The 24,307-nt window shown below is 65.2% G+C and carries 17 protein-coding genes; 14 read left to right on the forward strand and 3 right to left on the reverse strand.

Features of this window, described 5'->3' with window-relative positions; genetic code table 11:
- Positions 1-173: 173 nt before the first annotated feature.
- The 4 genes from coaE to AC5RT4_RS02260 all read left to right on the forward strand — a co-directional run bounded on the left by coaE (position 174) and on the right by AC5RT4_RS02260 (position 6,282).
- A complete protein-coding gene (gene coaE, locus AC5RT4_RS02245) occupies positions 174-1,394 on the forward strand; it encodes a dephospho-CoA kinase (RefSeq protein ID WP_494039598.1) in 1,221 nt (406 codons plus the stop codon).
- A gap of 104 nt (positions 1,395-1,498) precedes the next feature.
- Positions 1,499-3,595, forward strand: coding sequence for an excinuclease ABC subunit UvrB (uvrB, locus tag AC5RT4_RS02250; protein WP_494039599.1), 2,097 nt, complete (start codon positions 1,499-1,501; stop codon positions 3,593-3,595).
- Positions 3,596-3,797: 202 nt separating this feature from the next.
- A complete protein-coding gene (locus AC5RT4_RS02255) occupies positions 3,798-4,826 on the forward strand; it encodes a TerC family protein (RefSeq protein WP_494039600.1) in 1,029 nt (342 codons plus the stop codon).
- A 106-nt stretch (positions 4,827-4,932) separates the two neighbouring features.
- Positions 4,933-6,282, forward strand: coding sequence for an MFS transporter (locus AC5RT4_RS02260; protein WP_494104751.1), 1,350 nt, complete (start codon positions 4,933-4,935; stop codon positions 6,280-6,282).
- A 15-nt stretch (positions 6,283-6,297) separates the two neighbouring features.
- Here the strand turns inward: AC5RT4_RS02260 and AC5RT4_RS02265 are convergent, their stop codons facing one another.
- The 3 genes from AC5RT4_RS02265 to AC5RT4_RS02275 form a co-directional block, all read right to left on the reverse strand.
- Positions 6,298-7,635, reverse strand: coding sequence for an alpha/beta fold hydrolase (locus AC5RT4_RS02265; protein WP_494104752.1), 1,338 nt, complete (start codon positions 7,633-7,635; stop codon positions 6,298-6,300).
- Positions 7,628-8,128: a GNAT family N-acetyltransferase gene (locus tag AC5RT4_RS02270; protein ID WP_494039603.1), complete on the reverse strand. Its 501-nt coding sequence runs from the start codon at positions 8,126-8,128 to the stop codon at positions 7,628-7,630. Before AC5RT4_RS02270 ends, AC5RT4_RS02265 begins: the two co-directional genes overlap by 8 nt.
- 97 nt (positions 8,129-8,225) lie before the next feature.
- Complete coding sequence (locus AC5RT4_RS02275) at positions 8,226-10,772, reverse strand: DEAD/DEAH box helicase (RefSeq protein WP_494104753.1); 2,547 nt, start codon at positions 10,770-10,772, stop codon at positions 8,226-8,228.
- A gap of 94 nt (positions 10,773-10,866) precedes the next feature.
- On the opposite strand from AC5RT4_RS02275, the gene AC5RT4_RS02280 reads away from it, so the two are divergent.
- The 10 genes from AC5RT4_RS02280 to AC5RT4_RS02325 all read left to right on the forward strand — a co-directional run bounded on the left by AC5RT4_RS02280 (position 10,867) and on the right by AC5RT4_RS02325 (position 24,302).
- Complete coding sequence (locus AC5RT4_RS02280) at positions 10,867-11,646, forward strand: trans-aconitate 2-methyltransferase (protein ID WP_494104754.1); 780 nt, start codon at positions 10,867-10,869, stop codon at positions 11,644-11,646.
- A gap of 161 nt (positions 11,647-11,807) precedes the next feature.
- Positions 11,808-13,571, forward strand: coding sequence for an ABC transporter ATP-binding protein (locus AC5RT4_RS02285; protein ID WP_494104899.1), 1,764 nt, complete (start codon positions 11,808-11,810; stop codon positions 13,569-13,571).
- The gene (locus tag AC5RT4_RS02290) at positions 13,568-15,382 is read left to right on the forward strand and encodes an ABC transporter ATP-binding protein (protein ID WP_494104755.1); all 1,815 of its coding nucleotides are present in this window, start codon (positions 13,568-13,570) and stop codon (positions 15,380-15,382) included. The genes AC5RT4_RS02285 and AC5RT4_RS02290 overlap by 4 nt, the downstream gene beginning before the upstream one ends.
- Positions 15,379-15,759 (forward strand): GntR family transcriptional regulator, encoded by a 381-nt coding sequence (locus tag AC5RT4_RS02295; RefSeq protein ID WP_494104756.1) that lies wholly within the window; start codon positions 15,379-15,381, stop codon positions 15,757-15,759. The genes AC5RT4_RS02290 and AC5RT4_RS02295 overlap by 4 nt, the downstream gene beginning before the upstream one ends.
- Positions 15,760-15,807: 48 nt before the next feature.
- Positions 15,808-18,732, forward strand: a complete 2,925-nt coding sequence (uvrA, locus tag AC5RT4_RS02300; protein ID WP_494039608.1) for an excinuclease ABC subunit UvrA — start codon at positions 15,808-15,810, stop codon at positions 18,730-18,732.
- A 78-nt stretch (positions 18,733-18,810) separates the two neighbouring features.
- On the forward strand, positions 18,811-19,524 hold the full coding sequence (locus AC5RT4_RS02305) for an HAD hydrolase-like protein (RefSeq protein WP_494104757.1): 714 nt from the start codon (positions 18,811-18,813) through the stop codon (positions 19,522-19,524).
- Positions 19,511-20,179 (forward strand): lysophospholipid acyltransferase family protein, encoded by a 669-nt coding sequence (locus AC5RT4_RS02310; RefSeq protein WP_494104758.1) that lies wholly within the window; start codon positions 19,511-19,513, stop codon positions 20,177-20,179. The genes AC5RT4_RS02305 and AC5RT4_RS02310 overlap by 14 nt, the downstream gene beginning before the upstream one ends.
- A gap of 41 nt (positions 20,180-20,220) precedes the next feature.
- A complete protein-coding gene (gene uvrC / locus AC5RT4_RS02315) occupies positions 20,221-22,251 on the forward strand; it encodes an excinuclease ABC subunit UvrC (RefSeq protein WP_494039611.1) in 2,031 nt (676 codons plus the stop codon).
- Between the two features lie 111 nt (positions 22,252-22,362).
- Positions 22,363-23,286, forward strand: coding sequence for an RNase adapter RapZ (gene rapZ, locus AC5RT4_RS02320; RefSeq protein ID WP_494039612.1), 924 nt, complete (start codon positions 22,363-22,365; stop codon positions 23,284-23,286).
- On the forward strand, positions 23,286-24,302 hold the full coding sequence (locus tag AC5RT4_RS02325) for a gluconeogenesis factor YvcK family protein (protein WP_494104759.1): 1,017 nt from the start codon (positions 23,286-23,288) through the stop codon (positions 24,300-24,302). Before rapZ ends, AC5RT4_RS02325 begins: the two co-directional genes overlap by 1 nt.
- Positions 24,303-24,307 lie beyond the last annotated feature (5 nt).

Genomic DNA, 24,307 nt, shown 5'->3' on the forward strand with positions numbered 1-24,307 from the left:
GGGTTCCCCGGGCGAGCGGAGCGAGGTCAGGGTAGCGGCGGGTGGGCCCACGCCGTGAGGGTTCCCCGGGCGAGCGAAGCGAGGTCAGGGTAGCGGCGGGTGGGCCCACGCCGCGAGGGTTCCCCGGGCGAGCGAAGCGAGGTCAGGGTAGCGGCGGGGATTATTGTAGGGGAGTGCTGAAGATTGGTTTGACGGGCGGTATCGCTTCGGGAAAGTCAGTAGTTGCCTTGCGGCTGAAGGAACGCGGAGCAGTCCTGGTGGACGCTGACGTGCTGGCGCGGGAGGTGGTGGAACCCGGCACCGAAGGCCTGCAACGCGTCGTGGCCGAGTTCGGGGGTGGTGTCCTGGCTGCTGATGGCCGCCTGGACCGGCCGAAGCTCGGCGCGCTGGTGTTCGGAGATCCCGCGCGCCTCGCCGCACTGAACGACATTGTGCACCCGCTGGTCCGGTCCCGCGCTACTGCCATGGTCGAAGCGGCTGCCCGGGACGCCGTGGTGGTGCAGGACATCCCGCTGCTGGTGGAGACGGGCCAAGGCAGCAATTTCCACCTGGTCCTGGTGGTGGACGCCCCGGACGGGGTGAGGCTGCAGCGCATGCTGGAGCACCGGGGTATGACTGCTGAGGCCGCCCGCTCCCGGATGGCAGCGCAGGCCACACGTGAGGAACGCCTTGCCCAGGCTGACGCTGTCCTCGATAACTCCGGCACCTTGGAGCAGCTGGTGGCGGAAGTGGATCACCTCTGGGATGACCGGCTGGCGCCGTTTGCCCGAAACCTCTCGACAGGAGAAAGGGCCGCCAGGACCGGAGGACCGGTCCTGGTTCCGGCGAGGGCCAGGTGGGCGGACGACGCCCGGCGCTTGATGAACAGAATTGTCGAAGCTGTTCCTGCCGCGCAGCAGGACACGGTGGCAGTCGACCACATCGGGTCCACCTCAGTCCCCGGACTGGACGCCAAGGACGTCATCGACCTGCAGCTGACCGTCCCTGACCTCGGCGTTGCCGACGCCCTTGCACCGGCCCTTGCCGCCGCCGGGTTTCCGGCGGTCCCCGGTATTACCGCCGACACCCCCAAGCCCAGCCACCCCAGCCCGGATGACTGGGCCAAGCGCATCCACGCCAACGCCGATCCGGGCCGCCCCGTTAATCTGCACATCCGTGCCGCCGGCTCACCCGGCTGGCGCTTTGCCTTCTGCTTCCGTGACTGGCTGCGGGCCGAACCGGCAGCGGCGGCTGAGTACCTGGCCCTTAAGCGCAGACTCGCTGCCGCCCACGCCGGGGACACGTCCACCACGGCTTACGCGGAAGCCAAAGAAGACTGGTTCACAGCCGTTGAGGAATCCCTTGAACGGTGGGCCGCGCACTCGGGCTGGCAGCCGCCGTCGTCCGGGTCTTGAGCGGTCCTGGCCCGGCAGCCCCGTGGTTCTGCCGGTACCGGCGGGGGTGTTCGCCCACAACGGACTCGCCCCGTGGTGTCGGTGCTCCACGGTAAATTGGAACCATGAGCCTTGCGCAGGATATCAACCGTGTTGTAGCGCCCTTCGAGGTCATCAGCGAGTTCAAGCCCGCCGGCGACCAGCCCGCGGCCATCGCAGAGCTGACGGAGCGCATCAAGAACGGCGAAAAGGACGTGGTGCTGCTTGGTGCCACCGGCACGGGCAAAAGCGCCACCACGGCGTGGCTGATCGAGCAGGTCCAGAGGCCCACCCTGGTGATGGTCCAGAACAAGACCCTCGCGGCGCAGCTGGCCAATGAATTCCGCGAACTGCTGCCCAACAACGCGGTGGAGTACTTCGTCTCCTACTACGACTACTACCAGCCCGAAGCCTACGTCGCCCAGACGGACACCTTCATTGAGAAGGACTCCTCCATCAACGAGGAAGTGGAGAGGCTTCGCCACTCCGCCACCAATGCGCTGCTGACCCGCCGCGACGTCATTGTGGTGGCCACGGTGTCCTGCATCTATGGCCTGGGCACCCCTGAGGAATACATCGCCGGCATGGTGACCCTCCGCAAGGGGGCGGAAATGAACCGCGACCACCTGCTGCGGAAATTCGTCTCCATGCAGTACACGCGCAATGACATGGACTTCCACCGCGGCACCTTCCGGGTCCGCGGCGACACCGTCGAAATCATCCCCATGTACGAGGAACTGGCCATCCGGATTGAGTTTTTCGGCGACGAGATTGAAAACATCCACACGCTGCATCCGCTGACCGGCGAAGTGATCCGGGACGAAGAAGAGATGTACGTCTTCCCGGCCTCGCACTACGTAGCCGGACCCGAGCGGATGGCCAGGGCCATCAAGCGGATCGAAGACGAACTCGCGGACCGCCTGAAGGTCCTGGAAAGCCAGAACAAACTCGTCGAGGCGCAGCGGCTGCGGATGCGCACCACATACGATCTCGAGATGATGCAGCAGATGGGTTTTTGCAACGGCATCGAGAACTACTCCTCGCACATTGACGGCCGTGCCCCGGGGACCGCGCCGCACTGCCTCCTTGACTACTTTCCCGATGACTTCCTGCTGGTGGTGGACGAGTCCCATGTGACCATTCCCCAAATCGGTGCCATGTATGAAGGCGACATGTCCCGCAAACGGAACCTGGTGGACTTCGGCTTCCGGCTGCCGTCCGCCATGGACAACCGCCCCCTCAAGTGGGACGAATTCCTCGAACGCGTCGGCCAGACCGTCTACCTTTCCGCGACCCCCGGCAAATACGAGCTCGGCAAGGCGGACGGCACGGTCCAGCAGATCATCCGGCCCACCGGCCTGATCGACCCCGAGGTGGTGGTCAAGCCCACCAAGGGCCAGATCGATGACCTGCTGGGCGAAATCAGGACGCGCACGGAGAAGAACGAGCGGGTCCTGGTCACCACGCTCACCAAGCGCATGGCGGAGGACCTGACCGATTACTTGATGGGCCACGGCGTGAAGGTGGAGTACCTGCACTCCGACGTGGACACCCTCCGGCGCGTGGAACTGCTCCGCGAGCTCCGGATGGGCACCTTCGACGTGCTGGTGGGCATCAACCTGCTTCGGGAAGGCCTGGACCTGCCCGAAGTCTCCCTCGTGAGCATCCTGGACGCTGACAAGGAAGGCTTCCTCCGGTCCGCCACGTCGCTCATCCAGACCATCGGCCGCGCCGCCCGCAACGTCTCCGGGCAGGTGCACATGTACGCTGACCGCATTACGGATTCGATGGCCCATGCCATCGACGAAACCAACCGTCGGCGCGCCATCCAGGTGGCGTACAACAAGGAAAAGGGCATCGATCCCCAGCCGCTGCGGAAGAAAATCGCCGACATCACCGACCAGCTGGCCAAGGAAGACGCCGACACCCAGGAGCTGCTCAACAACAACCGGCTCGCCAAGGGCGGCAAGCGCAAGGCCGCGGCCAAGGGTGCCGCCCAGGTCCGCTCCGACGGCCTCGCTGCGGCGCCGGCGGAGGACCTGGTGGGCTTGATCGAACAGCTGACGGAACAGATGCACGGGGCCGCCGCCGAGCTGCAGTTCGAGGTGGCAGCGCGGATCAGGGACGAGGTCAGCGAGCTGAAGAAGGAACTGCGCCAGATGCAGGCGGCAGGGCACGCCTGACGCAATCCTCAACGCTGGAAAGCCCGGGGACCGGCCTGGGGTACAGTTAATGGCACGTAGGGGAGTATCCCAAGCGCTACGATCGTCAACACGCAGGGCATGGTTGCCCCGCCGGGCGTAGCGGGCCGCCACATCAGCACCAAGTGCACAGGCAGGCCGGAGAGACTTACACTGCATCTCTGTACCTGCGAAAGGCTGCCCTGTGCTCGAATTACCCGTGTGGTTTGAGGTCGGCTCGTTTGTCGTCCTCGGCCTGATCCTCCTGATCGACCTTCTCCTGGTGGTCCGCCGCCCCCACGAACCCTCCATGAAGGAGGCAGGCCTGTGGGTGGCGTTCTACGTCAGCCTCGCCCTGGTGTTCGCCGGCGCCATGTTCGCCTTCACCGGTCCTGAATATGGCGGTCAGTTCGTCGCCGGCTGGGTAACGGAATACAGCCTCAGCATCGACAACCTGTTTGTCTTCATCATCATCATGGCCAGGTTCTCCGTGCCCCGGAAGTACCAGCAGGAAGTGCTGATGGTGGGCATCATCATCGCCCTGATCCTGCGCGGCATCTTCATCCTGCTCGGTGCCATCGTGATCGAGCAGTTCAGCTGGGTGTTCTACATCTTCGGCGCTTTCCTGCTGTGGACCGCCTGGAAGCAGGCCCAGGATGAGGGCGAAGACGAAGAAGACCGCGAGAACCCGCTGATCGCCAAGATCCGCAAGGTCATCCCCATGTCGGAGAAGTTCGACGGCGGAAAGCTCCGCACCACGGTGAACGGCAAGAAGGTCTTCACCCCAATGCTGATCGTGTTCATCACCATCGGCCTCACCGACCTGCTCTTCGCCGTCGACTCCATCCCCGCCATCTTCGGCCTGACCCAGAGCCCGTTCATCGTTTTCACGGCCAACCTGTTCGCCCTGATGGGCCTGCGGCAGCTGTACTTCCTGCTGGGCGGCCTCATGAACCGCCTGATCTACCTGAAGCACGCGCTGTCCTTCATCCTGGCGTTCATCGGTGTCAAGCTCGTGCTGCACGCCATGCACGTCAACGAACTGCCGTTCATCAATGGCGGCCAGCACATCGAATGGGCTCCCGAGATCCCCACGTTTGTGTCCCTGGCGGTCATCGTCGGCACCATCATCATCGCGGTGATTGCAAGCCTCCTCAGCTCCAAAGCCAAGGAAGCCCACCTGGATCCGCGCCTTGAGGAAGATGTCAAGAAGAGCCACAGCGACGTCGAGTAGCTCCTTCCCCTCCTGACAAACCTGCAATCCCGGCCGCCCTGCGGCCGGGATTGTCGGCTTTAACGCGGACCTTCAGGACCTGCACGCCAAGGACTATGCTCTGATCATGGCCGGCACTTTGATGACGGAAAGCGAAGTGCGCCAAGTCCAGCGGCGCACCGTGATGCTGCTCAGTGCAGCCCAGGTGTTCGGGGGAATCGGAACCGGCGCCACGGTTTCCATAGGTTCCATCCTCGCCGTCGAACTCTCCGGATCAAGCGCCTGGGCGGGCGCGGTGGCCACGGTGATGACGCTGGGCGCCGCGCTGGCTGCCCTGCCCCTCGCCGCCCTTGCCGACCACAGGGGGCGCCGCATTGGCCAGGTCGCAGGGCTGAGTGCTGCGCTGCTCGGCACGCTGCTGATGGTGCTTTCGGTTGTCTGGGGCCTTTTTGTGCTACTCGTGCTCGGTGCGGCCGGTATCGGGGTTGGTACCGCTGCGAGCCTGCAGGCGCGCTTCGCCGCCGTCGACCTTGCTGATGCCGAACACCGGGGAAGGGCCCTGTCGGCCGTCGTCTGGGCAGTGACCGTCGGTGCCGTGGCCGGACCCAACCTGATTCAGCCCGGCACCGTGGTGGGTGAGGCGCTTGCCCTGCCGCCCGTCGCCGGTCCGTTCGTGATCTCCGGGGCGGGACTCCTCGTGGCCACGGTGCTGCTTTTCGCCGGCCTACGGCCCGACCCCCTGCTGCTCGCGCGCAGCCTCGCGTCCACGGCGCACCCTGCGGCCCAGGCACCGGTGCCGGCGCCGACGGCGGCCGCCCCCTCGGTGCGGCAGGGCTCCCTGTCCCGTGGAATCCGTGCCATCCGCAGTTCGCCCATGGCACTGCTCTCCGTGTCCGCAGTGGTCGGTGCCCATGCCGTGATGGTTGGCGTGATGTCCATGACGCCCCTTCACCTGCAGCATCTTGTGGAAGGTCCTGCCGCCTCCCATGCCGGCCACACGGCGTCGGGAGATGTCCTGGTGATCATCGGGTTCACGATCTCCCTGCACATCGCGGGCATGTTCGCGCTGTCGCCGGTCATGGGCTGGTTGACGGACAAGGCGGGCAGGACCGAAACCATCATGATCGGTTTTGGCGTGCTGATCTGCGCTGTCGCCGTTGCCGGGTTCGGGCAGGAGTCCACCGTGGCCGTCGCGGTGGGGCTGGTCCTGCTGGGGATGGGCTGGTCCGCGTCCACCATCTCTGGTTCCACGCTCCTGGCTGAGAGCGTCGGCCAGGATTCCCGGGTAGTGGTTCAGGGCGTCTCGGACATGCTGATGGGGGCCGCAGGCGCGGTGGGCGGGGCGATGTCCGGCCTGGTCCTGAGCCAGGCCGGCTACCTGGGATTGAACATGGCAGGCGCGCTGGTGGGGGCGGTGGTCCTCGCCGCTGCTGCGGTCACAGTGCTGGCACGGCGGCGGAGGACAGTGGCGCGGTAGAGCAGCCACCGCACCTCAGCTTTCGGCGCGTGCCATTCCCAGCAGGCGGGTAAAGATCCCCTCGCCATCATCGGCGATCCCGTCGTGATGGAAGTCCGGTGTCTCCCAGACCTGCAGCCCGCGGACAGCTGCGGCCGTCTTCAGGGACAGGTCCCGGTCCACGTAAATGTCGTCGGAGTAAACGGCGGCGGCTACAGGCACAGTGTTGACACCAAGCCGGGAAACGTCGTACAGGGGCTTCCAGTCGTCCTTGGCCGCCAGCAGGCCTGCCACTTCACGCAAGGGCTGCAGGGCGGGGTCCTGGTCGAAGTACCACGGGTAGACCATTTCGCCGGTGAGCAGCAGCGGGTCAGCGTCCGGCCCGAACTCCGGATACTCGCGCAGAACGCGCCAGGCGGACCAGCCAGTGGCTTCACCCTGGCCGTAAATGGACTCGTGGATCAGGGCGTACAGGGGGTTGGAACGGCGGGACACAATCCCGTGCATCTGTTCGAGGAAAGGATCCGAAAGCCTGGCACCGAGGGCGGTTTCCGTGAAGGCGTCCTCCAGCAGGTAGTGCAGGCTGTTCACCCGGATGTTGCCGCCCAGGAAGGCGCCGGCCATCTGGAAACGCTCCACGGTGAGCGGGCTGCCGTCGGGCAGGGACTCTGTGGTTCTCCGGAGGTGCCGCGCAATCCGGTCCACCGTTGTCCGGTCCTCCGGGTACCAGCCAAAGTACTCAGTGTTCCGCGCGGCCACGCGCTGGAAGGTGGCCCGGTACACCTCGTCAGCCGGCCCTGTCAGCGGGGCCAGGCCGCCGGTGATAAGCGCCTCGCGCAGGCCCTCCGGTGCAAACGAAAGGTAGGTGAGCGCACAGAAACCGCCATAGCTCTGTCCGTAAATGCTCCAGGGCGGTGCCCCCAGAGCCTCCCTGATCAGTTCCGCGTCGGCCACTATTGAATCAGCCCGGAAGTGCTCCAGGTACGACGCCTGCCCGTCCGCTGTCCCTTGCAGGGGAAGGGTATGACGGTCCAGGGGAGTGGAAAGGCCGGTGCCGCGCTGGTCCAGCATCAGGATCCGGAATTCCTTGGCAGCAGCCTTGCTCCAGCCGCCCAGCGCACCGAACCGGTTACCCCGCCCGCCAGGACCACCCTGCAGGAACAGCAGCCAGGGCAGCCTGGCGGCCTCTTCCTCGCTGTGTGAAGCCGAAACATATTCGCGTGCGAAGACAGTGATGGTTTCCGGGTTGGCGGAGAAGTGGTCCAACGGAACCGAAAAGTAGTGTTCAACGGTGCGCATGCCGCGGAACTCGTGCCGCGCCCTGACCTCGTGCCGGGCTTGGCTGCGTGCGGCGGCTGTCTTCACGTCAGCCATTGGCGGCGGCCGGCACGGCGGAGCCGAACTGCTCGAGGGCGTCACCCGTGAGTCGAAAAGTGGACCACCCGTCCATGGGCCTGGCGCCCAGGCGGCGGTAGAAGTTGATGGACGGCTCGTTCCAGTCCAGCACGCTCCACTCCACCCTGGCGTAGCCCTTCTCGACCGCGATTCCGGCCAGGTGCTGGAGCAGCGCCTTGCCGTGCCCCTCGCCCCGCGCTTCCGGGCTGACGTAGAGGTCCTCGAGATAGATCCCGTGGACGCCTTCCCACGTTGAGTAGTTCAGGAACCACAGGGCGAAGCCGCGGACGTCGCCGTTAGTGTTCTCGGCCATGGCGGCGAAGACCCGCGGATTGCTGCCAAAGAGAACCTGCTCCAGCAGTTCCGGGGTGTTCCGGACTGCATCGGGTTCCTTCTCGTACTGCGCCAGTTCATGGATCATGCGGAGGATCGCGGGGACGTCGTGAGGGGTTGCCGGGCGGATTACACTCATTGTTCGAGCTTACCGCCGGGACCCCGCCGCTGCAGTCAGCCCGCCCCCTAAAGCGCCCCCAAAAGAGCGGCGCCCCACAGCGCGGGCACGCAGGAGATCAGAGCCGGTTCACGTCCGTCACCCGCAGCACTGCTGTTCCGGTTTCATCCGAGGCTTCCAGGTCCACCTCGGCGGAGATGCCCCAGTCGTGGTTCCGGGCAGGGTCGTCAAAAATCTGCCTGACCTTCCACACGCCGGGCTCCTCGGTGATGATGAGCAGGCCCGGCCCGCGGGCGTCAGGGCCGGTACCAATGTCATTGTGCTCGTCGAAGTAGTCGTCCAGCACGTCTTCCCAGCGGTCGGCGTCCCAGCCTGCACTGCCGTCCAGTTCGCCGAGCGCTGCTGCGTCCTCGTCCGCAAACAGTTCCACCCGCCGGAACATCTCGTTGCGCACCATCACGCGGAAGGCCCGGATGTTGGACGTCAGCGACGGCGGCGGAGGCGGCGGAGCATCGTGCGGCGTGGGTGCTCCGCCGGACGCCAACTCCTCCCACTCATCGAGCAGGCTGGAGTCGACCTGGCGGACCAGCTCACCCAGCCAGGCGGTCAGATCCTCCAGGTCTTCGCGCAACATGTCCTGCGGCACTGTCTGCCGCAGCGCCTTGAAGGCGTCCGCCAGGTACCGCAGAACGATGCCTTCCGAGCGGGCCAGGCCATAAAACTGCACAAACTCGCCGAAATTCATCGCGCGCTCGTACATGTCCCGCACCACGGACTTGGGTGCCAGTTCGAAATCCCCCACCCATGGGGCGGCCTTGCGGTACACCTCAAACGCTTCGCCCAGGATTTCTGCCAAGGGCTGCGGGTACGTCACTGCCTCCAGCATTGCCATCCGCTGGTCGTACTCGATGCCGTCGGCCTTCATGGCAGCTATCGCTTCGCCGCGGGCTTTTTTCTGCTGGGCAGAGAGGATCTGGCGCGGCTTTTCCAGCGTCGCCTCGATCACGGACACCACGTCGAGGGCGTACGACGGCGACTCCGGGTCAAGGAGCTCCAGCGCAGCGAGCGCGAAGGGGGACAGGGGCTGGTTGAGTGCGAAGTTTGGCTGCAGGTGCACGGTGAGGCGGACGGTGCGGCCGTCCCGGCCCTGCTGCTCGGGCGGAATCCGTTCCACCACCTCGGCGGCCAGCAGTTCCCGGTAAATGCCCAGCGCCTTCTTCATCAGCTGCAGCTGCGAGGACCGGGTCTCATGGTTTTCGGTGAGGAGGCGGCGGGCAGCAGCAAAGGGATCGCCCGGCCGTTCCATCAGGTTCATCAGCATCGCATGCGTCACCGTGAAGCTCGAACTGAGCGGCTCCGGCACCGATTCAACCAGGCGCTTGAAGGTGGGCTCGCCCCAGGACACAAAACCCTCCGGCGGCTTTTTCTTCACCACCTGGCGCAGTTTCTTCTGGTCGTCCCCGAACTTGGCGGTGGCTTTGGCCATGGCCTTCACGTTCTCGGTGACGTGCTCGGGTGCCTGGACCACCACGGTCCCGGCAGTGTCGTAGCCTGCACGTCCGGCCCGGCCGGCAATCTGGTGGAACTCTCGGGAGTTAAGCTGCCGGGTGCGTACGCCGTCGTACTTGCTCAGAGCGGTCAGGAGCACAGTGCGGATGGGCACATTGATGCCCACCCCCAGTGTGTCCGTGCCGCAGATGACCTTCAGCAGCCCCGCCTGTGCCAGTTGCTCCACCAGCCGGCGGTACTTGGGGAGCATGCCAGCGTGGTGCACCCCGATTCCGTGGCGGACCAGGCGGTTGAGGGTCTTGCCGAACCCGGCGGCGAAGCGGAAGTTGGCAATCAGCTCCGCGATCCTGTCCTTTTCCTCGCGGGTGCAGACATTGATGCTCATCAGCGTCTGCGCGCGGTCGATCGCCTCGATTTGGCTGAAATGAACTACATACACCGGCACCTGTTTGGTGGAGAGCAGTTCTTCCAGCGTCTCGTGCACCGGGGTCTCGTGATAGTAGTAATGCAGCGGGATGGGCCGCTCCGCGGAGCTCACCGTGATGGTGGCGCGTCCGGTCAGCCCGGTCAGGCCCTCTTCGAACCTGCTGACGTCGCCGAGCGTGGCGGACATCAGGAGGAACTGCGCCTGCGGGAGCTCCAGCAGCGGCACCTGCCAGGCCCAGCCGCGCTGCGGGTCCGAGTAGAAGTGGAACTCGTCCATGATCACCGAGCCCAGCTCGGCGGCCGCCCCTTCCCGGAGCGCGGTGTTGGCCAGGATTTCCGCAGTGCAGCAGATGATGGGCGCGTCCTGGTTGACTCCGGAATCGCCGGTAATCATCCCCACGTTTTCCGCGCCGAAAATGTCGCAGAGGGCAAAGAACTTTTCCGACACCAGTGCTTTGATGGGCGCGGTGTAGTAGCTGCGCCTGCCCTGCGCCATGGCCTGGAAATGTGCTGCGATGGCCACCAGGGATTTCCCGGAACCGGTGGGCGTGGCCAGGATGACATTGGCCCCGGTTGCCAGCTCCATGATCGCTTCGTCCTGGGCAGGGTACAGCTCCAACCCGCGGCTTTCCGTCCATTCAACGAACCGGGTGTAAAGGGCATCGGCATCGACGGCGGCAGCGGGCAGGTCCCCGGCGGACAGAAGGGGCAGTTGGTCAACGAGTTTCATTGATTTCCAGCTTAGTGCCCTGACGCTCCGCGGGATTCCGCCGCCATCGGGTTAGGCTTCGCCATACCTGCAGAACCAGAACGTGGAGGCAGATATGAAATGGGATCCGGTTAAGTACGTCCAGTTCGGCGATTACCGGGACCGGCCGTTTTTCGATCTGACGGGCAGGGTCCATGCGGAGTCGCCAGTTCAGGTGGTGGATCTGGGCTGCGGTCCGGGAAGCCTCACCGCAACCCTCGCCGAGCGATGGCCCGGGGCCGACGTCGTGGGGGTGGATTCCTCAGCCGAGATGCTCAGCAAAGCCCGCAACGTCACCCCGGGCACTCCTTCCCTGCGGTTTGAGCTCACGGACATCGCGGAGTGGATGCCTGCCGCGGAAACCGGCGTGGTGGTGAGCAATGCGGCCCTGCAATGGGTGCCCGGCCACCAGGACATGATGAGGGCCTGGCTGGCAGCGCTGCGTCCCGGATCCTGGTTTGCGATGCAGGTCCCGGGCAACTTCAATGCCCCGTCCCACGCGCTGATGCGTCAACTTGCAGCCTCCTCCCGGTGGGCGCCCAAACTGCAGGGGGTGTTGCGGGGCGGAGAGTCGGTGGGCGAACCGGCGGACTACCTCCGGATACTGTTGGACGCCGGGTTCACCGCAGACGCGTGGGAGACCACCTACCAGCAGGTGTTGCCCGGCCCCGACCCGGTACTGGAGTGGGTGCGCGGTACCGCCTTGCGGCCCGTGCTGGCGGCGCTTTCCCCGGCGGAGGGCGCTGAGTTCGAGGCTGGCTACGCAGCCGCGCTGAGGGAAGCCTATCCATCCGGCGTGCACGGCACCGTTTTTCCCTTCCGCAGGATCTTCGCAGTGGGGCGCAAGGACGGATGACTAAAGTCCATTCGTTGGAGGACCTCCACAGGCCCGTCATGCGATATGACAGCAAACGCCAGTGACGTAGCTTACAATTGCGGAGTTGGCCGATGGGGGAGGCCACTACCGCCGTTGGCGGCTTCCCTGAGCGCAGTGGAGGTATGGTGCTGATCGCATTGATGAGGCGGCTGCTGGCGGACCACAAACCTGCCGTGGCTGCCGTCGTCCTCCTGCAGCTTGTTCAGGCGGCGGCGAACCTTCTGTTGCCTACGGTCAATGCGGCGATTATCGACGACGGCATCGTGGCGGGTGAGACCGCCGTGATCACCCGCCTGGGCGCAGTCATGGCCGTCATTGCCGTTCTGCAGGCTGCGGCCGCCATCGCAGCCGGATACCTGGGTGCCGTTGTTGCAATGAAGATCGGGCAGCAGCTGCGAAGCGAGATCTTTGCCAAGATCCAGTCCCTGTCCTCCCAGGACGTTGGATCCTTCGGAACACAGAGCCTGACCACCCGGGCCACCAATGACACCCAGCAGGTCCAGGCTTTCGCTGTACTCGTGTTCACCCTGCTGGTGGCAGGACCGGCCATGGGGGTGGGCGGAGTAATCCTGGCCCTGCAGCAGGACGCAGCACTGTCTGCGGTGGTAATTGTCATCGTTCCGCTGCTCCTGCTGATCATGTACCTCCTTGTCCGCAGGATGATCCCGCTGTACCGGGAAGGGCAGGACCTGCTGGACCGCGAAGGCGGGATCCTCCGTGAGCAGATCATCGGCGCCGGCGTCATCCGCGCCTTTGTCCGCCAGGACCATGAAGTCCGCCGCTTCGCACGGGTCAACGGCAGCCTGACTGCCAACAACCTTCAATCCGCGTTGCTCGTCGCCGGGATGCTCCCCCTGGTCATGCTGGTCGTGAACCTTTCCTCGGTGGTTGTGGTCTGGTTCGGCGGAGACCGAATCCAGGCAGGCCTGATGAACCTGGGAGCCCTGACAGCATTCATTGCCTACATCATGCAGATCCTGCTGGCCATCATGATGTCAATGTATGTGCTCATGACAGCACCCCGGGCAGCGGTCTGCGCGGAGCGGATCAGCGCGGTCCTGGACACAAAGCCCTCGGTACGGGAACCGCAGCACCCGAAAGGGCTGGACCAGGAGCCCCGCCGTCCCGCCACGGCCGGCCTGCAGTTCCCCTCCGTGCCGCCGGGGACTTTGGAGTTTCGGGGAGTGGGCTTTTCCTACCCCGGCGCCGAGGAGCCCGTTCTAACGGGGGTCTCTTTCACCGCCCGCCCGGGCACTACGACGGCAATCATTGGCTCTACCGGCAGCGGAAAGTCGACCCTCCTCAACCTGATCCCTCGTTTCCTCGATGCCACGGCGGGGACCATCAGCCTCGGGGGAGTGGACATCAAGGACGTTTCCCTCGACAGCCTTCGCGCCGCGATGGCAGTAGTTCCGCAGCATTCCCACCTTTTCACCGGCACCATCGCCAGCAACCTGCGCATGGCTGCGCCGGAGGCAACGGATGAGGAACTCTGGGAAGCCCTTGAAACAGCCCAGACCATGCGCTTTATGCGCGACCTTCCGCTGGGGCTGGCCACGCCCCTGGGCCAGGGCGGCGCCAACCTCTCGGGCGGGCAGCGGCAGCGGTTGTGCATTGCCCGCGCCCTGCTCCGCAAGACGTCCCTGTATCTGTTCGACGACAGCTTCTCAGCATTGGACTACGACACCGACACCCGGTTGCGGCAGGCACTGCAGACCACGCTCGCTGCAGCAACAGTAGTAATGGTCGCGGAGCGTATCTCCGCGGTGGAAGATGCGGGGCTGATCCTGGTGCTCGACGGCGGCCGCCTCGTCGCGCAGGGAACGCACCAGGAACTGCTGGAGACATCCGGCACCTACCGCGAAATAGCCGACTCCCAGCTGGCGTTGGACGGGCCCGCATGAGTGATGCAACCGTCGTCGATGCGGCCCCGGTAAGGTTCTGGCCCACCGCACGCCGGCTCCTTGCCCTGCTGGGGCCCTTTCGACTCCGCATGCTCGGTGCCGTTGCTGCCACCTGCGCCTTCGCCGGGCTGAACGTTGCAGCGCCCAAGTTCCTCGGCGACGCCACCGACGTTGTGGTGGACGGGGTCATGCGCCGTTCCCTGAACCAGGAAGGACTGGGGATCCTTCTGGCAGCAGTGGCGCTGATGTACGTGTGCGCTTCCCTGTTCAACTGGATCCAGGGGGCGCTGACCGCCCACTCGGTGCAGGGCCTGATGTACGGCCTGCGGGAGTCGGTGGAGGGCAAGCTGCACCGGCTGCCCGTGAATTACTTCCGGGAGCGCTCCAGGGGAGACATCCTCAGCCGTGCCACCAACGACATCGACAACATCACGCAGGCGCTGAACCAGCTCCTGACACAGCTGATCATGTCCGTCCTGATGTTATGCGGTTCGCTGGCCATGATGCTGTGGATCTCGCCGCTGCTGGCTGGGATCGCCATTGCCACCGTTCCCCTTTCCACCCTTCTTACCGTGCTGGTGGCCAGGAAGTCGCAAACCCAGTTCGCCGCCCAATGGACCGAGACCGGCCAGTTGAACGCGCACGTCGAGGAGTTGGTCACAGGCCACGAGGTCATCAAGGCGTTCGGGCAGCAGTCGCAGGCCGCGGACGTCTTCGCCCGGAGCAATGAGCGGCATGCCCGTGCTGCCGCCCGCGCGCAGTATTCCGCCGGAATCGTGCAGCCGCTGATGGTCCTGATGTCCAACCTCAACTACATCGCCGTGGCAGTGGTGGGCGCCCTTCAGGTTCTCGCCGGAGCAATGACAATCGGCGGCATCCAGGCCTTCATCCAGTTCAGCAGACTCTTCACCCAGCCGGTCGGGCAAATCGGAGGCATGCTCAACCTCATGCAGTCCTGCATGGCTTCTGCAGCCCGCGTCTTTGCGTTGCTTGACGCAGAGGAAGAGCCCGGCGACCCGCCGGCGGCGGCTGCGCCCGTGCCGCTGCATGGACGCATCGTCTTCGAGAATGTGACGTTTGGTTATGCGAAGGCAGCGCCGGCGGTCCGCGACCTTGCCTTTGCCGTGGAGCCTGGCCGGACGGTGGCAATTGTCGGTCATACCGGCGCCGGCAAAAGCACCGTCATCAACCTCCTGCTGCGCTTCTGCGAACCGGATTCGGGCCGCATCACTATCGACGGGACGGACATCGCGGCGCTCCCACGCGACGTCCTTCGGGCCCAATTCGGCGTGGTGCTCCAGGACGCATGGCTTTTTGCGGGCACCATCCGCGAAAACATCGCCTATGGACATCCGGACCCCGCAGAAGCCGACATCCTGGCGGCAGCGGAGGCCAGCTACGTGGACCGCTTTGTCAGGTCCCTGCCGCAGGGGTACGACACAGTGCTTGAGAACGGCGGTGACGGTTTGAGCCAGGGCCAGCGGCAGCTCATTACCATCGCCAGGGCGCAGCTGGCGGGCCGGGCGGTGCTGATCCTTGATGAAGCCACCAGTTCAGTGGACTCAAGGACAGAGCTGCTGATCCGCAAGGCCATGCAGCGGCTGCGCCGCGGCAGGACCAGCTTTGTTATTGCGCACCGTTTGTCCACCGTGCGCGACGCTGATCTAATCGTGGTCATGGATCACGGACGCATCGTCGAGCAGGGCACCCACCAGGACCTCCTGGCCGCGAACAGCTACTACACCCGGCTGTACAACGCGCAGTTCTCCCGGCAGGCGGGGCGGACCGGCGTGCTTGAGGCCGGCATTTGAACCCGGCAGCGGACTTCCCGGGTTCGTGGAAGCCGAACGCGGCCAGCTCGGTGCCGCTCTTCGAGCAGCTGCGGCTCCGGGTTATCCATCTTGCCGACGGCGGGAAGCTGCCGCCGGGCACGCGGCTTCCCGCTGTCAGGGCGCTGGCCGCGCGGTTGGATGTTGCCCCGCATACGGTGGCCAGGGCGTATAAGGAGCTCGAGGCTGCCGGCGTGGTGGCTACCCGCGGGAGGAACGGCACGGTGGTGTGCGCACGTGATGAACGCCTCGGCGGACTTTCAGAGGCCGCCGCAGCCTACGCAGGCGCCGCCAAAGCCCAGGGCGCGTCGTTCGCCGAGGCGGTCCAGCTGCTCGCGGCAGCCTACGACCGCGGCTGACGGCCCGAGGCGTCAGTGTTCGAAAAAGTTTTCGATTAGCATTAGTAGGTGCCTAAAGCCGTAGCTGAAGAATCTGCCATCGAATCCGTTGAAGTCACAGTAGTGCCCTCCACGCCGCCGAAGCGCCCCGACCTTTCCCGCCTCGTCGTTAAGGGCGCCCGTGAGCATAACCTGCGCAATGTGGATTTGGACCTGCCGCGGGACGCCATGATCGTCTTTACGGGGCTGTCCGGCTCCGGCAAGTCCTCCCTCGCCTTCGACACCATTTTCGCCGAGGGGCAGCGCCGCTACGTCGAATCGCTCTCCGCCTACGCCAGGCAGTTCCTCGGCCAGGTGGACAAGCCTGACGTCGACTTCATCGAGGGGCTTTCACCGGCCGTCTCCATCGACCAGAAGTCCACGAGCAAGAACCCCCGCTCCACCGTGGGAACCATCACCGAGATTTACGACTACATGCGTCTGCTGTGGGCGCGTGTGGGCCGCCCGCACTGCCCCGTGTGCGGCGAGCCCGTGGCCAAGCAGACACCGCAGCAAATTGTTGACCAGTTGTTGGAGCTGGATGAGGGCACACGTTTCCAGGTCCTCGCTCCGGTGGTCCGCGGCCGGAAGGGGGAGTTTGTTGACCTCTTCAAGGAGCTCACAGCCAAGGGCTACTCCCGCGCCCGCGTGGACGGCAACCTTGTCCAGCTGAGCGATCCGCCGAAGCTGGGCAAGCAGTTCAAGCACACCATTGAAGTTGTGGTGGACCGGCTGGTAGTCAAGGAAGGCATCAGCCAGCGGCTTACAGACTCCATCGAAACCGCCCTTGGCCTTGCCGAGGGCCGGGTCCTCGCCGAATTTGTTGACCTGGACGCAGATGATCCGCACCGTCTCCGGGCATTCTCCGAGAACCTTGCCTGCCCGAATGAACACCCGCTGGCCATTGACGAAATCGAGCCGCGGTCGTTTTCCTTCAACAACCCCTTCGGCGCCTGCGCTGCCTGCAGTGGCATTGGCACCAAGCTGGAGGTGGACGAGGAACTCATCGTTCCCAATCCGGAGCTCTCACTGTCCGAAGGAGCCATCGCGCCGTGGTCCCTGGGAACTGCCACCACCGAATACTGGAACAGGCTCCTGGAAGGTTTGGCGAAGGAACTGGGCTTTTCCATGGACACCCCGTGGGAAAAGCTGGGCAAGGACGTGCGCCAGACGGTCCTGCACGGCAAGGACCACAAAGTGGTGGTGCAGTACCGTAACCGCTTCGGCCGGGAACGCAAATACAGCACCGGCTTTGAAGGCGCCATCCAGTACGTCCACCGCAAGCACGGCGAGACCGACTCCGACTGGGCACGGGACCGCTACGAAGAATACATGCGGCAGATTCCCTGCCCCGCCTGCAACGGTGCGCGCCTGAATCCCGCGTCCCTCTCGGTGCTGATCAACGGCAAGTCCATCGCCGACGTCGCCGCCCTCCCCATGCGCGACTGCGCCGATTTCCTGAACAACCTCGTGCTCACCGGCCGTGAGGCCCAGATCGCGCACCAGGTGCTCAAGGAAATCCAGGCCCGGCTGACCTTCCTGCTGGACGTCGGGCTGGAATACCTGAACCTCGAGCGGGCCTCAGCCACGCTCTCCGGCGGTGAGGCCCAGCGCATCCGCCTTGCTACCCAGATCGGCTCCGGCCTCGTGGGCGTTCTCTATGTCCTCGACGAGCCCTCCATCGGACTGCACCAGCGCGACAACCGGCGCTTGATCGACACCCTTACCCGGCTCCGGGACATGGGCAACACGCTTATCGTCGTGGAGCATGACGAGGACACCATCCACGTGGCCGACTGGGTGGTGGATATCGGGCCCGGCGCCGGCGAGCACGGCGGCCAAGTGGTCCACTCCGGCTCCTACAAGGAGCTGCTGGAAAACACCTCGTCCCTGACGGGCGACTACCTGTCCGGGCGCAAGAAGATCGAGGTCCCCCAAAAGCGCCGGAAGTACGACAAGAAGCGTGAACTGAAGGTGGTGGGCGCGAGGGAAAACAACCTCCTCAACGTCGACGCCGCCTTCCCGCTGGGACTGTTCACTGCCGTAACCGGCGTCAGCGGTTCGGGCAAGTCCACCCTGGTGAACGAGATTCTGTACAAGGTGCTGGCCAACAAGCTCAACGGCGCCAAGCAAGTAGCCGGCCGGCACAAAACCGTGCAGGGCCTGGAACACCTGGACAAGGTGGTGCACGTGGACCAGAGCCCCATCGGCCGCACCCCGCGCTCCAACCCGGCCACCTACACGGGTGTTTTTGACAACATCCGCAAGCTCTTCGCCGAGACCACCGAGGCGAAGGTCCGCGGCTACCTCCCCGGCCGGTTCTCCTTCAACGTCAAGGGCGGGCGCTGCGAAGCCTGCTCCGGTGACGGCACGCTGAAGATTGAAATGAACTTCCTGCCGGACGTCTATGTTCCGTGCGAGGTGTGCCACGGTGCGCGGTACAACCGGGAAACCCTGGAAGTGCACTACAAGGGCAAGACCATCGCGGACGTACTCAACATGCCAATCGAGGAGGGCGCGGAGTTCTTCGCCGCATTCTCCCCAATTGCGCGGCACCTGAACACCCTGGTGGATGTAGGCCTTGGCTACGTCCGTCTCGGACAGCCCGCCACCACACTGTCCGGAGGCGAAGCCCAGCGCGTCAAGCTGGCGGCGGAACTTCAGAAACGGTCAAACGGCCGCAGCGTGTACGTCCTGGACGAACCCACCACGGGCCTCCACTTTGAGGACATCCGGAAGCTGCTGATGGTCCTGCAGGGATTGGTGGACAAAGGCAACACGGTGATCACCATCGAACACAACCTTGATGTCATCAAGAGTGCCGACTGGATTGTTGACCTCGGTCCTGACGGGGGCTCGGGCGGTGGCCAGGTGGTTGCTGCCGGAACCCCCGAACAGCTTGCCAAGTCCACGACCAGCCACACGGCCGCGTTCCTCGCCGAAATCCTGCCGTAGGACCGAAGTTTTTCCAGAAGTATTCCGCTGCGCGTATGCGAGTTTCAGGCACCCCTGCTGTCGTGAGAAACTAACCCGGTGACTCAAACAACAGTGCCCGTGATCTTTGACCTGGACGGCACTCTTGTCGACCCCGCCGGTGGGATAACAGATGGAATAGCTTCGGCCCTTCGCGGGGTGGGGCTTCCGGTTCCCGGCGAGGACCTGCTTGAAGCGATGATCGGCCCCAAGCTGAGCGACTCACTGCTCAACGTGGCCCAGGTTCCTGCCGGGCTGCTTGACGAAGTCATCCGCCGCTACCGGGAGTACTACGTGGCTACCGGCATCGGCCAGGGCCGGATCTACCCTGGGGTCGGCGAGCTCCTGGAGTCCTTTGTCGCCGCCGGGCGCCCCCTTGCCGTGGCCACCCAGAAACCCCAGGGGCTGGCCCGCACGGTGCTGGAGCACCATGGCATCGACGGCCTGTTCCACGGAATCCACGGATCGTCAGATGACGAATCCGCCGTGGCCGGCGTCCCGCTGGGAAAAACGGAGATCATCTCCGCCGCCCTGAAAGACCTGGGCACCCACCACGCCCTCATGGTCGGCGACAGGGCCCAGGACGTGTCAGGCGCGATCGCCAACGGACTGGATTGCATCGGTGTAGCATGGGGCTTCGCACCTGACGGGGAACTTGAAGCGGCGGGAGCCGTGGCCGTGGTGGAAACCGCAGGGGAACTGGCTGCCACGATCGAACGGCTGCAGGCCATCCACGCCTCCGCGATGACCGAGGTGAACGATGGCACTGTTTGAGGCTGTCCGCTGGACCACCCGCAGCCTGATCTCGGGCTCATGCCGGCCCACCGTCGTCGGACTGGAAAACGTCCCCGCCGAAGGTCCGTTCATCGTGGCACCCAACCACCTGTCCTTCTTTGACAGCGTCATTGTCCAGGCACTGATGCCCCGCCCGGTTGCCTTCTTCGCAAAGGCCGAATACTTCACCACCGGCGGCGTCAAAGGCAAAGCGATGAAAGCATTTTTCGAATCCGTCGGATCCATCCCCGTGGAACGCGGGGAACAGGCCGCCAGCGTCCAGGCGCTCAAGACCCTTCTGGACATCCTTGAGTCGGGCAAAGGAATCGGGATCTACCCCGAAGGCACCCGTTCCCGTGACGGCATCCTCTACCGGGGGCGGACCGGCGTGGGCTGGCTGGCGCTGACCACCGGCGCTCCTGTCATCCCGGTGGGCCTGATCGGGACGGAAAACCTTCAGCGCGCAGGCGAAAAGGGCGTCCGGCCCCAGCCCTTCATCATGAAGGTGGGGGAGCCGCTGTACTTCGACAAGACGGGCCCTGACCACTCGCTCCCGGCGCGCAGGGAAGTTACGGACCGCATCATGGAAGCCATCGCTGAACTCAGCGGCCAGGAACGCTCCACCAGCTACAACCAAAGCAAGGTCATCGAGTAGGCATGTCAGAGGCACCCGGCACGCCTCAGTAGAATGGATAGGTGGCAAATCCAGCAAGTTACCGGCCCCAAACGGGGGAGATTCCCACCAACCCGGGGGTGTACCGGTTCCGTGACCCCAACGGCCGGGTCATCTACGTGGGTAAAGCCAAAAGCCTCCGGTCCCGGCTGAATTCGTACTTCGCCAATCCCGCCGGGCTCCTGCCGAAAACCTACGCGATGGTCCACGCGGCCAGCAGTGTGGAATGGACCGTGGTGGGCAGCGAGCTGGAATCGCTGCAGCTGGAATACACCTGGATCAAGGAATTCAAGCCCCGGTTCAACGTTGTCTTCCGCGATGACAAGACCTACCCCTACCTCGCCGTCACCCTGGGAGAAAAATACCCGCGCGTGCAGGTGATGCGCGGTGACAGGAGGAAGGGAACGCGCTACTTCGGGCCGTACACCGCGGGTGCCATCCGGGAGACCATGGACACCCTGCTCCGCGTCTTCCCGGTGCGCAGCTGCAGTGCCGGTGTCTTCAAGCGCGCCGAGGCCAGCGGCAGGCCCTGCCTGCTGGGCTACATCGACAAGTGCTCGGCGCCCTGCGTGGGCCGGATTTCCCCGGAAGACCACCGGGCCCTGGCCGACGATTTCTGCTCCTTCATGGGCGGAGAGGCCAAACGCTTCATTGCCAAGCTGGAGAAGCAGATGGCGGAAGCGGTGGCGGAACTCAATTACGAGCGGGCAGCCCGGCTGCGCGACGACATCACCGCATTGCGGAAAGTCTTCGAGCGGAACGCCGTGGTGCTGGCCGAAGACACGGACGCCGACGTCTTCGCCCTGCACGAGGACGAACTGGAAGCCGCGGTGCAGGTGTTCCACGTCCGCGGCGGCCGGGTCCGCGGCCAGCGCGGCTGGGTGGTGGAAAAGGTGGAGGATTCCACTACACCCGACCTGGTGGAGCACCTCCTGCAGCAGGTCTACGGCGAAGAGGCGCAGAGCCACGGCAGGCTGCCCCGTGAAGTTCTGGTGCCGGTGGCGCCCAGCAACGCTGCTGAACTGGCCGAATGGCTGGGGGGACTGCGCGGTGCAAAGGTTGACATCCGGGTGCCCCAGCGGGGGGACAAGGCTGCGCTGATGTCCACTGTTCGGGAGAACGCCGAGCACGCGCTGAAGCTGCACAAGACCCGCCGCGCCGGTGACCTCACCGTCAGGTCCCAGGCGCTGCAGGAACTCCAGGAGGCGCTGGACCTTCCGGTGCCGCTGCTGCGCATCGAGTGCTATGACGTTTCCCATGTCCAGGGCACCAACGTGGTGGCGTCGATGGTGGTGGTGGAAGACGGCCTGCCCAAAAAGTCCGATTACCGCAAGTTCTCCATTACCGGTGCCGCGGCCTCCGACGACACTGCTGCCATGCACGACGTCCTGACCAGGCGGTTCCGCTATTACCTGGAGGACAAGTCAGGGCAGGTGGACGAGGCTGTCCTGAACGCCGGCGGAGATGAACCTGGCCGGCCGGAACAGGCGCCGCAGGGAACGGTTGGGGACGATGCCCTGCTGGACACAACAACACCGGCACCGCGGGCCAGGTTCGCCTACCCGCCCAACCTCGTGGTGGTGGACGGCGGCAAGCCCCAGGTCAACGCCGCGGCGCGGGCACTGGCGGATCTCGGCATCGATGATGTGTACGTGGTGGGCCTGGCCAAACGCCTGGAGGAAGTGTGGCTGCCGGACAGCGACTTCCCCGTGATCCTGCCGCGGACGTCCCAGGGGTTGTACCTGCTCCAGCGGATCCGCGACGAAGCCCACCGGTTTGCCATCTCATTCCACCGCCAGAAGCGCGGAAAGGCCATGACCGTCTCCGCCCTCGACGGCGTGCCGGGCCTCGGCGCCTCCAAGCGGAAGGCCCTCCTGGCGCACTTCGGATCCGTGAAGAGCGTGAAGGCGGCTTCGGTGGCGGAACTCTCCGAAGCCAAGGGGATCGGACCTGCCCTCGCCAGTGCCATCGTCAACCACTTCTCGGCCACGGGGCCTGAGGCGGTAACCGTACCAGCCATCAACATGACCACCGGCGAAGTCATCGAAACGTAGCGGACAGCGCCGAAACTTGGCGGGGATCAAAGAAACTTAGCTAGGGTTGAGGGCGGGGTATCAGCCGGTGCGGCCACCCCGGAAAACAACAGCAGAAACGGGGCGGACCTCATGGCAGACACAACAGCGGAATCCGGAGCAGGGCAGGACGGGATGCTGCCCGTCAAGCCGCTCGAAGCGGAACTGCTGGTAGTCACCGGGATGTCCGGGGCAGGGCGCAGCACGGCGGCGGACGCCTTGGAGGACCACGGCTGGTACGTGGTGGAGAACCTGCCGCCGCAGATGCTGGGCACCCTGGCCGAGCTCGTCTCCCACGCGCCCCAGTCCATCCCACGGCTTGCCGTGGTGGTGGATGTCCGCAGCAAGGGCCTGTTCGCGGACATCCGCGCGGCCCTCGGGGCGCTTGCCGCCAGCGGCGTCACCTTCCGTGTCCTTTTCCTCGATGCCAGCGACGACGTCCTGGTCCGCCGCTTTGAACAGGGACGCCGGCCGCATCCGCTGCAGGGCGGCGGCCGCATCCTCGACGGCATCGCCGCCGAACGCGACCTGCTGCAGGAACTGCGCGACAGCTCCGACGTCGTCCTGGACACCTCGGGCTACAACGTCCACGGCCTCGCCACCGCCATCACCGAACTCTTCAGCGAAACCGGCCCGGTGGCCCTGCGCCTGAACGTGATGAGCTTCGGTTTCAAGTACGGCCTGCCCGTGGACTCAAACTACGTGGCCGACGTTCGGTTTATCCCCAACCCGCACTGGGTCCCGCAGCTGCGTCCGCACACGGGGCTGGACAAGGATGTCAGCGACTACGTGCTCGAAGCAGAGGGTGTCAAGAACTTCGTGGACCGCTACGTCATGGCCCTCGAACCGGTCCTGGACGGCTACCGCCGCGAGAACAAGCACTATGCCACCATCGCCGTGGGCTGCACCGGCGGCAAGCACCGCTCGGTGGCGGTCGCCGTCGAACTCTCCAAGAAGCTGGCGCAATATCCCCGCGTTACGGTGACCACCACCCACCGGGACCTGGGCCGCGAGTAATGTCGCTGTTTACCGGGGCATTGCCGCTGGTTCCGCCTGCCGGTACGGCGGCCACCCAGCAGGACAAGGGCCCGAATGTTGTTGCGTTGGGCGGCGGCCACGGCCTCTCCGCGTCGCTCTCGGCACTGCGCCTGCTCACCTCGGAGCTCACCGCCGTCGTCACAGTAGCGGACGACGGCGGCTCTTCCGGGCGTCTGCGGGACGAGTACGGCGTCCTCCCGCCGGGAGATTTGCGGATGGCGCTGTCCGCCCTGTGCGACGACACGGACTGGGGACGCACATGGCGCGACGTGATGCAGCACCGCTTCCGCCCGGGGAAGGGGCCCGGCGGCTCACTGGACGATCACGCAACGGGCAACCTGCTGATCGTCACGCTGTGGGAGCTGCTTGGCGACGCCGTCGCAGGACTTCGGTGGGCCGGGGCGCTGCTCGGCGCACGCGGCCAGGTCCTGCCCATGGCCACCGAGCCGCTGACTATCGAAGGCGACGTCCGGGTCACCGCTCCTGACGGCTCCTCCCAACTGCAGACCATCTACGGGCAGGCGCGGTGCGCCGTCGCCGGTTCCCTGGAGCAGGTCCGCCTCCTGCCGGAAGCCACGCCGGCCTGCGCCGAAGCGCTGACAGCCATCGAGCTGGCGGACTGGGTGGTCCTGGGCCCGGGCTCCTGGTACACATCCGTGCTGCCGCACCTGCTGCTCCCCGAGATGCGGCAGGCACTGTGCCACACCCCGGCCAAGCGCTGCCTCACCATGAACCTTGCCACAGACACCAAGGAAACGTCCGGGATGACCGCTGCCGACCATCTGCACGTCCTGCGGCGCTACGCCCCTGAGTTCAGTGTTGATGTTGTCCTCGCCGATCCCGCCTCTGTTCCCGACCGGAAGGAGTTCGAGAAGGCAGCCGCGATGATCGGCGCCGAGGTGGTCTTGGGTAAAGTAGGGGCGTCGGGCCGCCGACCCGTCCACGACCCCCTGCGTCTGGCCACGGCGTACAACGACATTTTCGGGAACAGTTAGGAAGG

The organism is Arthrobacter sp. sptzw42, assembly GCF_059089685.1.